Source organism: Microbacterium paulum (assembly GCF_015707995.1).
Classification (GTDB): Bacteria; Actinomycetota; Actinomycetes; order Actinomycetales; family Microbacteriaceae; genus Microbacterium; species Microbacterium paulum.
Genome location: NZ_JAAGRY010000126.1, coordinates 1 through 1,443, shown reverse-complemented (window position 1 = coordinate 1,443; position 1,443 = coordinate 1). Strand labels below are relative to the sequence as shown.

General features: G+C 71.0%; 1 protein-coding gene. It reads right to left on the bottom strand.

The window, feature by feature from the left end; genetic code table 11:
* Window positions 1–6: 6 nt before the first annotated feature.
* On the bottom strand, window positions 7–1,311 hold the full coding sequence (locus tag G3N18_RS15740; RefSeq protein ID WP_338038685.1) for an ISL3 family transposase: 1,305 nt from the start codon (window positions 1,309–1,311) through the stop codon (window positions 7–9).
* Window positions 1,312–1,443: the final 132 nt, after the last annotated feature.

Here is a 1,443-nt window from a genome sequence, read left to right as displayed (position 1 = left end):
GGCCCTTCACAGATGAGCATGGGTAGGGGTCTTGCGCCACGGCCGGTGTCCGCCGGCGGCGAGCAGGGCGCGTAGGCGGTAGTTGTCGAAGTTCCGGAAGCCGCGGGCGACCCGGCGCATCGTCTCGATCACCCCGTTCACGGCCTCGGTGGGCCCGTTGGAGGCCCCGGCGGTGTCGAAGTAGGCCAGGATCGCGGCCTTCCACCGGCGCAGGGTCCGCCCGAGCCGGGCGATCTCCGGGATCGGGCAGGACGGGAAGGCGGCAAGGATCTCGGCGACCAGCCGGCGGCCGGTCTCGGGGCGGGCGTGGTAGATCGCACGCAGCTTCTGATAGCAGTGCCAGGCCAGGGTCACCTCGTGGTGCGGGTCCCCGGCCTCGAGCTTGGTGTTGAGCCGGGTGATCTGTTTGGCGGTGAGGTGCTCGGCGCCGATCTGCAAGGTGCGGCGGATCCCGTAGAGCGGGTCCCCGGCCCGGCCCCGGTGGCCCAGGGTGTCCTGCTGCACCCGACGACGCACCTCGTCCACGACCTGCCCACCGAGTTTCACCACGTGGAAGGCGTCCAGGACGGTGATCGCCTCAGGGAGTTCGTCGCGGATGGCGTTGGCGTAGCCGTGGAACGGGTCCAGCGTCGCCGTGCGGATCCCGCTCGTGAACGCCGGACCCTGCTCGGTGAGCCAGTCGCCGTAGGCCGCCCCCGTGCGCCCCTTGACCAGGTCCAGCAGTCGCGCCCGGGGCCGGCCGTCCTCGCCGCGGGAGTGGTCCACGATCCCGGTGACCAGCCCGGTGCCGGGTGGACCCACGTGGCGCCACACGTGCTCGTCGACACCGAGAGCGTCCACCCCGGCCAGCCGATCCTCCGCGGCCAACTGGCCTTCGATGACCGGGGCGATGGCATCCCAGACGGTGTTCCAGGCGACTCCGAGCATGTCCGCCAGGGCCGAGACCGCGATGTCGTGGGAGCGCAGCTGGGCCACGGCCCAGGCGATCGCGCGGGTGGTGAGCTTGCCCCGCGGCGCGGCCAGCTCGTGGACCTCGCTGAACGTCACGACCTCGCAGGCGTCCTCCCGGCACCTGAAGATCCGCTTGCGCCACACCACCCGCACGGGCACCCCAGCGCAGGGCAGATCGTGGAGCACGACCTCCCGGCGGCCGTGGCCGGTGGCGAGCACCCCGCAGGACGGGCACCCCACCAGCGTCGGAGAAGTCTCCACCACCACGGTGAACGAGCGTGGTCCGCGTTCCACGGCCCTGACATGGACGTCGGGCAGGTCGAAGAGCGCGCACGCGGGCGCGCAGATAGCATGAGACACGTCGAGGCCTTCATGGATCGGGTTGCTAGGTCGCTACCCATCCTGGAGGCCTCGACCTCTACCCAAACCTCACAACACACCCCTCGAGACGCCCACGCGCACACCGCTACCCATGCTCATCTGTGAAGGGCC